The following is an 8,028-nucleotide window of genomic DNA, read 5'->3' on the forward strand; positions in this document are numbered from 1 at the left end:
GGAGCGAGAGGATTTGAACCTCCGACCCCCACAACCCCATTGTGGTGCGCTACCAGGCTGCGCTACGCTCCGACGCGGTCTTGAATGGAGTGATCCCTCAAGACGCTGCGTATATTACCCAATAGCTCGCTATTTGCAAGACCTCGCAGCGCATATTTCTATTTCCTGCTTCATGTACTCGGTTATTATGTAATGCGCTTTTTGTTTTGCCTTCAGTGCATTTACTATTAACGAACATGTAACGATTCAAGGGTGAGAAATGAACGTATTTGGAAAGTGGTTGCTGGCCAGCCTGTTTATCATGGTGAGTGGTTATACTCTGGCGACAGAGCAGGGTGGCAAGCCAGCGTCGGTTGTTGATGCTGTGAGCCAGGTTGTTCTGCAGACCAATAAAGGCAACATCGTCCTTGATCTGGCGGAAGCCGAAGCGCCTGTTTCGGTCAGTAATTTTATTAACTATGTGGACAACGGCTTTTACGACGGTTTGATTTTTCACCGGGTGATTAATGGTTTTATGGTTCAAGGCGGTGGCTTTACGCCGGACATGACTCAGAAAGAAACTGAGAAACCCATTAAAAATGAATCCATGCAGCGTGGTCGTCTAGAAAATCATCGTGGAACCGTAGCGATGGCTCGCACACAGATTGTTGATAGCGCCACGTCGCAGTTCTTTATTAATTTGAAAGACAATCATTTTCTGGATGGTCAGTCCCGCAAGCCCGGATACACGGTTTTTGGGCGTGTAGTTGAAGGGATGGACATTGTTGACCAGATTGCCCGTGTAAAGACTGGCAACAGAGGCCCTTATGGTGATGTTCCTGTTGAGCCGGTAGTGATTGAAAAAGCCTATCTGTTGCTGGATGAATCCGACAATGGGGATTCTGAGGTGAAAGAGTCCTGATCGCTATGGATGAGTCGACTTCGGTTATTCAAGATCTGGTTCGGTCTCTTACAGCGGCAGCCAGTCAATGTGGCCAGCGTCGTTTGTTAGTGCTCTCCGGTGAAAAGAGCTGGTGTTTTGATCAGGCGTCAGAAGTCGTACGACTGTTAAATAATGAAAAATTACTGTGGGTTGGCGAGCAGGGAGAGTTGCCAGCTTTAGGCTATGCCGACCTTGCCAATATTGAGCTCATAAAAGCAAACAAAACCCGTGAACGGTTAGGTCGAGAGCATCAGCATATTATTTTTGATGCGTTCGCCGGTTTTGATGTGGATGCGTTTGGGGCGATCAGCGGCACATTATGCGCCGGTGGTTTGTTCGTTCTGCTCGTGCCGCCGCTGAATGACTGGCGTTATTATGCCGATCCGGAACATCGACGGATGCAGGTGTACCCCCAATCGGAGGAAGCGGTTTCAGGTTGGTATTTGCAGAGGTTGTCTGTTCTGGTTCGCACTTCTGATCAGTTATCGCTCTGGTGTCAGAGTGGTGAAGTTCGGATTCAACAACAGTCGCCATCGTCTGATATTCCGCAGGATATTGCTTCGTCACCCTACAAAACATTATCCCAACAGCAAGCCGTTGAGGCGATACATAAAGTGGTACGAGGCCATCGTCGTCGCCCTTTGGTGATGACTGCAGACCGTGGTCGAGGTAAAAGTGCTGCGTTGGGCATTGCCGCAGCGCAGCTGCTTAAAGAAGGGGTTGAGCAAATTCTCATTACTGCTCCGGCAAGAAAAACGGCAGATGTCTTTTTTTTCCATCTGCAACATGAGCTGGGAAATAGCCATGAGCTGGGAAAAAGCAGTGCTGAACTGATGGCAAAAGTGCGCTTTATTTCGCCAGATGATCTTATTCGCACCCAACCGGAAACCTCATTATTGCTGGTGGATGAGGCTGCTGCTATTCCTTCGCCGTTGCTGGAAATTATGCTGCAGAATTACAGCCGTCTTGTTTATGCGACCACGGTTCATGGCTACGAAGGCACTGGACGTGGTTTTGCCATACGTTTTAAAAAGATACTCAATGAGCAAGCACCTCAATGGCAGGAAACCAGGTTGACGGAGCCCGTCCGGTGGCGGGTAGGAGATACTCTGGAAGCGTTTGTGTTTTCCGCGTTGTTATTAAATGCGACGCCTGTTGAGATCGGCGAAGACGAATCCTTTGACCCAAGGCTTTGTCAGTTCCGTGAGTTGTCACCGCAGGCGCTGATTGCTGATGAAACGTTGCTGCAGCAATTATTTGGTCTTTTGGTGCTGGCTCATTACCAAACCAGTCCGTTCGATTTAAGACAATTATTGGACGGCGGCAATATATCAACCTTCGGTCTTTTTTCTCCCCAAAAAAAATTGGTGGGCGTGCTGCTTGCCGCAAGGGAAGGTGGTATTGAACCCGAGTTGAAGGACGGTATCTGGCTTGGTCAGCGGAGGGTGCGTGGCCATCTTTTGCCTCAGTCCCTGAGTAATCATCTTGGTTTGCCGGATGCTATTGCATTGTCGGGTATGCGGGTGATTCGAATTGCTGTTCATCCAAGTTGCCAGCGCTCTGGGTTGGGAAGGGAGATGCTGATTGCTTTTCAGGACTATGCAAAAGAGCAGGGGATTGATTATTTAGGAACCCTGTACGGTGTAACTAAGGACCTTCTGACGTTTTGGTCGGATTCTGGTTACAAGCCTGTCAGAGTCGGGCTGACCCGAGATTCGGCCAGTGGTACTCATTCTGCCATGATGCTAAAACCCATTTCGGCGGCTGGCAGTCAATTGGTTGCAGCAGCCAAAGGGGCTTTTATTGACCAGTTCCACTGGTTGTTAATGGATGAGCTGCGTGATTTTGATCCTGAACTGGTGGCGGCGCTCTTCAAGAGTTTGTCTGATGATGTTCAACGTCACGGGCTTTGGCAGTTGTCAGAGCGTGACCGGCAGGAATTATATTCCTTTTGTGAAGGTCGGCGGCAATATGAAAACTGTGTTCACGCTATCAAAAAAGCCGTTGTTCTGATTATTTTGTCCGATACGCCTGAAGCTGTGGATGTCAGTCTTCTGGTGCGGCGTGTTCTGCAGAATCAGTCATGGGCATCAGTGGTTAGAGCCTGTGATTATTCTGGTGAGAAGCAGGGACGTACGGCCCTAAGAGAGGCGGTAAAAATTTTGAATGCCAAAGGCCATCTCTTAGCGTTATAGTGCGATCCTGATTACTAATCCAATGGAGCATCATAATGGAAAGGTTTACTGTTTTTGGTCGCCCGGGTTGCGGCTTCTGTGTTCGTGCCAAGCAGTTGTTGGATGCAAAAGGGTATCCTTATAAGTACGTTGATATCTACGAAGAAGGTATCAGCAAGGCGGATCTCTCCAAGACCGTGGGTAAAACCGTAGAAACCGTGCCGCAGATTTTTCACGGTGAACAATACGTCGGTGGGTGTACGGATCTGGAAGCTTATCTGCCTTCGCTGGAAGCCTGACTTTTATCAGGCGTAGCGATAAATCCTTGAATGAGGATTGTCGTTGATTTTCACCAGGCGGGCATCGCTGCGTTGCAGTCGTTCCTGTCTGGCTGTTGCATCAAAAGGTCGGATACGGTTGAATTCCGGTAGCGGCTGTCCGGGAGTCAGCTGAATAAACAACGGCAAAGGTGAGTTGATTTGTGCCGGATAATGTTTCTTCAGAGTGGCATCGGTATCCCTCAGTGCTTTTATATCATTTGACCAGGTGATGTTGGCTCGCAGATGGGGAGCCAGTATGCGCTTGATAATAACGACTTCTGTCTTTGGCATACCTTCCAATAGCCGTATATCGTCATTGATGGCAACGGAGGCGATGTATTTTTTCTGGAAGTGCTCAATGGCTTCTTCTGCCGTTAGTCGAACGGTACCGCTGTGGCTGGCAGCCCAGCTGAAACCAACGCGCTTTGGCGGTTCGGGAAACAGTTTCAGTTGCCGGTAGCATTGCACAAAATGCAGATGTTTGATCTGTAAACCACCTAATAACCCATCTCGTAAATCTTCCGATGCCTGTTCAATGGCTTCGACGCTGTCGCCAAAGAGCTTACGAAAATTGGCGATGGCTGTTTTGAAATCGTCACGACACTGATTCAGTTGTTGCCCAAGTTCCATCGTGGCGGCAGAGACACCAATCAAACCCGTCAGCCTTGCGGTTTCCTGTTTATTCTGTGTTTCGAGATACGTCAGTTTCGTCGCAGCATTTGCCGCCATTGAGCGGGCGTCGTCGTTCTCTCCGGCTTCCATAATCCAGACCGGTAAGCCGTTATCCGCTTCGACCGCTTCTCGAAACGTCCGGTTTTGATTGACCAGATCAATCAGAGACTCTCTGACGGCAATGCGTGCTGCAGCTTCCTGACTCATGTTCGAATCCTCAAGGTGCCAACCGCTCTATTTGCCAATCGTTCGACGGAAGTCGTGTGTAGAGGAAGCGATCATGGAGTCGGCTTGGTCGTCCTTGCCAGAATTCGATTTTCTCAGGCACGACGCGATAGCCACCCCAGAAATCCGGCAGTGGGATTTTTCCTTCTTTAAATTTACGTTTCATTTCTTCCAGCTTCATCTCCAGCACTTTGCGGCCAGTGATGACCGAGCTTTGATGAGAAACCCAGGCACCAAGCTGGCTGCCTTCCGGACGACTGGTGAAGTATTTCAGAGATTCAGCGGTAGAAATCTTTTCTGCCCGGCCGCGCACAATGACCTGTCGTTCAAGGGGAATCCAGGGAAACATAATGGCAACTTGTGGGTTGCTGGTGATGTCTTTGGATTTATTGCTGCTGTAGTTAGTGAAGAATACAAAACCGGAATCATCAAAATATTTGAGCAACACAGTTCTTAAAGAAGGAACGCCGTCAGCGTCAGCTGTCGCCAAACTCATGGAGTTGGGCTCAGGCAGTTGTGCCTGTTCTGCTTGTTGAAACCATAACTCAAACTGGGCAAACGGGTTCTCATCGAGGTTGTCCCGGTTGAGGCCTGCTTGAGTGTACTCTTCTCTTAAGTGACTGATATCCATGGCGGCACGGTCTTAGATAATGACTGATGATTGTAACTGGCTGAAGGTTACAGCGCCACTTTCAGCGACTCCCGGAATGGTTTTGGTGGTGTTGTTTGTTCACCTATAGAGCTTTCAATAACCTTGGAGACACTTGTTGCACAACCTGTTTACTGACCCGATTGGCGTACATGGCTGTTTCTGAAAACGTAGTATGGGTTAACGGCAGTGCCGATCCTTTGTTGTCGGGTGAAAAAGGATTGTCGCTAATACGCAGGCAATGAATCAGTGCCGACATTGCGGCATCTCCTGCTCCATTGGTGTTGACGGTCATGTCTCGGTTTATCATGCAGGCGGGTTCATGACAAACGATTTTGTAGGGTGACAGGCAGTTTTTTTTAAGTGCCGGATAATTATTAGTGCATTCATTGATTTTTATGATTTGTTCTGGATCGCACCCATTATTTTGGTATTCGTAGGGTTGAAAAGCATATGGGCGATCAATATAACCACAGAAATACAGTCCATTTTTTCCATCAGTGATGAGTGCCAGGTCTGTATAGTCAAGCACCTTCATGGCAGCTGCCGGAATATCCCGTTTCCCTGTGAGCGCTTGTGCTTCATCTCCATTCATGGCGGCGACCATGATATGTTTGGATAGATAGTTCTGCAGTTCAGTCGTCATATGTTGCACAAGATTTGCACTGCCCAGGGTCATAATAATGGGTTTGTGGTATTGATGGGCAAGTTCTACTGCACGCTGCGATGCGGCATATATCGGTTGGCTCTCATCCGCTAATGGGTACGCTGACATAATCAGGCAAGAGGATTCTTTAATGACCGACGCTTTGATGGCTTCAGCGGCCAGCTGATTAACATCGCCGAGAGATACACCAAAAGTACGTTCGCTATCATTAGAAATCAGCGTATAGGCACATCCAATTTGTCCTCCTTGAATAAGGCAAAGATCGTTTAAATTCATACCATTAAAGCTATTGCGCAAATAATGAAAGGCACGGTTGCCTGGTAAGGCCTCACTGATCACTCCAAATAATGTGGTTGAGGCGCCGGAAAGAACTGAGGTGTTGTGCAATGTATTACCGATGGTGCCACCTGCATTTTCAACACAGGCTTTTTTGTTATTGTTGATTAGCCTTTCCAGCTGTTCCGATTGATTTTGATTGATAAGTTGAGATTGGCCTTTTTGAAGCCCTAATTTTGCCAGCACTGAGTCATCAACCCCGGTAATGGTTATATCGAAAATCGTTTGATCAATACCGCAGGCGATATGTTTATAAGGGGTTGGTAATTCGAGTTTTTTTTGAATGTCGCGCAGATGAATTGGGGTGGAGTTATGGCATTTGTTCGTTCTGTCGCATTCAGAGCCGTAAGTTTCTGGTCTAGTGGAGAATTTATGTGGGGAGGGGCTTTCTCTAACGGGTTTGTGAATGACAGGGCTCGCTTTAAGCAAGTGTTGATTTAGAGGTCTATGAGCGGCGCTTAGGAATGCAGAATATTTTACAGCGACATATAGCATGTTGTTTATCCAAATAACCTTTTAGTCCTTTGGATAAACAATTAAGTTCAATTTTTTACTACTGATCCCAGTAACTGTCTTCCAGGCTCATCTCCCGCTCAGGCAGTGCCCGCGACAATCGGGGAGAACTCTGAGCCAGCACTTCAAAACTGACCCGGTTTGCATATTTGCACACTTGTGCAAATGAAGAGTAAGTAATCCACTGCTTATTGTGCTTGCTGGACGTTGGTAGCACCAGTCGGTGGTAATGGTTGGCTGCCATATCATGAATCAAGGCGGCTAACGCGCCGTCGCCGGCACCGTTGGTGTTTTTAATGTTCTTGGGCCCGCCCATATAAGGGCTGATGTGCGAATACACCTTCATGGGTTCTTCGCAGTCTTTTTGAAAGAGAGGACGGCTGAATTCAAAACGGTTGAAGTCACTGATGGCGCCGGAACGAATCGGGTTGTCCGTTTCTCGAGCCAGGGATTTCTCAGTGTAACCACTGAGGTAAAGCCCTTCAGCACCGGCGGTCAGCAGAACCATATCAACATACTGCAGCATTTTTTCGGAAGCTTGAACCGGGTCAGATTCACCGGTAAGCGCTTCTGCCTCTTCTTCATTCATGGCCGCTACATTGACGTAGTCGTTCATAAATCTCAGCAACGGTTCTTTGATGGCTTTCACCAGACCACGGGTGCCCAATGTCAAAATGACAGGGACGTCATGCTTTCGCGCTAATTCAGCCGCGTGAATCATCGCGTGGTAGATGGGCAGTTCCGGATTGGCTAAGGTGTATGCACACAATACCAGCGCAGAAGATTCGGCAATAATCTCTTCATTAATAAACTCAGAGCTGAGCTGATTCATCAGACCCGGGCTGATACCAAACGTACGTTCACCGTCGTCAGTAATTAAGGCGAAGCAGCGACCAATCGCGCCATTCACCGGTTGAAGATAAGTCAGGTCTACTTTGCTGCTGGTATTGCAAAGATAACGATAGGCGTAATCGCCCACATGAATGTTAGTACTCATCACGCCAAACTGAACCGAGCGGTCGTCTGCCAGCACTGAATAATTGTGCAGTGTGTTGCCAATGGTGCCGCCGGCAAACTGATCTTCGATCAACTCATTGTCGGTCAGGAACTCGTAGAGACGATTGGCGGTGTCATCATCAATCCACTGAGAAGCGCCTTTGTCTAAACCAAAGTCGTTTAGAACGGAAAGGTCGACACGGGCGGTGATGTCCACCAGGTTCTGGTCGATACCACAGACGTAGGTGTTGGTCTGACCAAACACCGAACTCTCCATGTCGAAGCGGTTGTTGGTGTTGACCGGGAAGTAATGCTTGATCTTTCGGCGACCGGGGAATTTCATGGGAAGGACTGTCTGACGGGAAAAAGGAAAAGCGGGATTTTCTACGAAAAAGCGCAAAATTTCCAGCGTTCATCAATGAACATAGTTAAGTCTGCTCTTGGTAAAAAGTCGTCAAAACAGTTAAGTCCTCTATCTATTGGCTCTTCAGGGATATCTGTGGGTAAAAAATGAACTGATTTAATGAAAAAAAGCACCAGCGATCAATTTCTGA

Annotated in this window: 7 protein-coding genes; 3 read left to right on the forward strand and 4 right to left on the reverse strand. The window is 48.0% G+C overall.

Annotated features, from left to right (window positions below; all coding sequences use genetic code 11):
- The first annotated feature begins 259 nt into the window (after positions 1-259).
- The 3 genes from Q1B11_RS19645 to Q1B11_RS19655 are packed head-to-tail and all read left to right on the forward strand — an operon-like array spanning position 260 to position 3,395.
- Complete coding sequence (locus tag Q1B11_RS19645; RefSeq protein WP_299735607.1) at positions 260-901, forward strand: peptidylprolyl isomerase; 642 nt, start codon at positions 260-262, stop codon at positions 899-901.
- A gap of 5 nt (positions 902-906) precedes the next feature.
- Positions 907-3,117 (forward strand): GNAT family N-acetyltransferase, encoded by a 2,211-nt coding sequence (locus tag Q1B11_RS19650; protein WP_299735609.1) that lies wholly within the window; start codon positions 907-909, stop codon positions 3,115-3,117.
- A gap of 35 nt (positions 3,118-3,152) precedes the next feature.
- Positions 3,153-3,395 (forward strand): GrxA family glutaredoxin, encoded by a 243-nt coding sequence (locus Q1B11_RS19655; protein ID WP_067521238.1) that lies wholly within the window; start codon positions 3,153-3,155, stop codon positions 3,393-3,395.
- Between the two features lie 6 nt (positions 3,396-3,401).
- On the opposite strand, the gene Q1B11_RS19660 is transcribed toward Q1B11_RS19655, so the two are convergent.
- From Q1B11_RS19660 to Q1B11_RS19675, 4 genes are all read right to left on the reverse strand, one after another.
- Positions 3,402-4,295: a hypothetical protein gene (locus tag Q1B11_RS19660; RefSeq protein ID WP_299735612.1), complete on the reverse strand. Its 894-nt coding sequence runs from the start codon at positions 4,293-4,295 to the stop codon at positions 3,402-3,404.
- 10 nt (positions 4,296-4,305) lie between these two features.
- Positions 4,306-4,944, reverse strand: coding sequence for a pyridoxamine 5'-phosphate oxidase (gene pdxH / locus Q1B11_RS19665; RefSeq protein ID WP_299735615.1), 639 nt, complete (start codon positions 4,942-4,944; stop codon positions 4,306-4,308).
- 103 nt (positions 4,945-5,047) lie between these two features.
- On the reverse strand, positions 5,048-6,460 hold the full coding sequence (locus Q1B11_RS19670) for a PfkB family carbohydrate kinase (RefSeq protein WP_299735617.1): 1,413 nt from the start codon (positions 6,458-6,460) through the stop codon (positions 5,048-5,050).
- A gap of 58 nt (positions 6,461-6,518) precedes the next feature.
- Complete coding sequence (locus tag Q1B11_RS19675) at positions 6,519-7,817, reverse strand: inosine/guanosine kinase (RefSeq protein WP_299735618.1); 1,299 nt, start codon at positions 7,815-7,817, stop codon at positions 6,519-6,521.
- Positions 7,818-8,028 lie beyond the last annotated feature (211 nt).

This window comes from uncultured Endozoicomonas sp. (genome assembly GCF_947495845.1).
In the GTDB taxonomy this organism is placed as follows: Bacteria; Pseudomonadota; Gammaproteobacteria; order Pseudomonadales; family Endozoicomonadaceae; genus Endozoicomonas.

Excerpts from the sequence above, each read along its gene's own strand:
- Q1B11_RS19675 (WP_299735618.1), bottom strand. The coding sequence starts at position 7,817 with ATGAAATTCCCCGGTCGCCGAAAGATCAAGCATTACTTCCCGGTCAAC.
- Q1B11_RS19670 (WP_299735617.1), bottom strand. The coding sequence starts at position 6,460 with ATGCTATATGTCGCTGTAAAATATTCTGCATTCCTAAGCGCCGCTCAT.
- Q1B11_RS19660 (WP_299735612.1), bottom strand. The coding sequence starts at position 4,295 with ATGAGTCAGGAAGCTGCAGCACGCATTGCCGTCAGAGAGTCTCTGATT.
- Q1B11_RS19650 (WP_299735609.1), top strand. The coding sequence starts at position 907 with ATGGATGAGTCGACTTCGGTTATTCAAGATCTGGTTCGGTCTCTTACA.
- Q1B11_RS19645 (WP_299735607.1), top strand. The coding sequence starts at position 260 with ATGAACGTATTTGGAAAGTGGTTGCTGGCCAGCCTGTTTATCATGGTG.
- pdxH (WP_299735615.1), bottom strand. The coding sequence starts at position 4,944 with ATGGATATCAGTCACTTAAGAGAAGAGTACACTCAAGCAGGCCTCAAC.
- Q1B11_RS19655 (WP_067521238.1), top strand. The coding sequence starts at position 3,153 with ATGGAAAGGTTTACTGTTTTTGGTCGCCCGGGTTGCGGCTTCTGTGTT.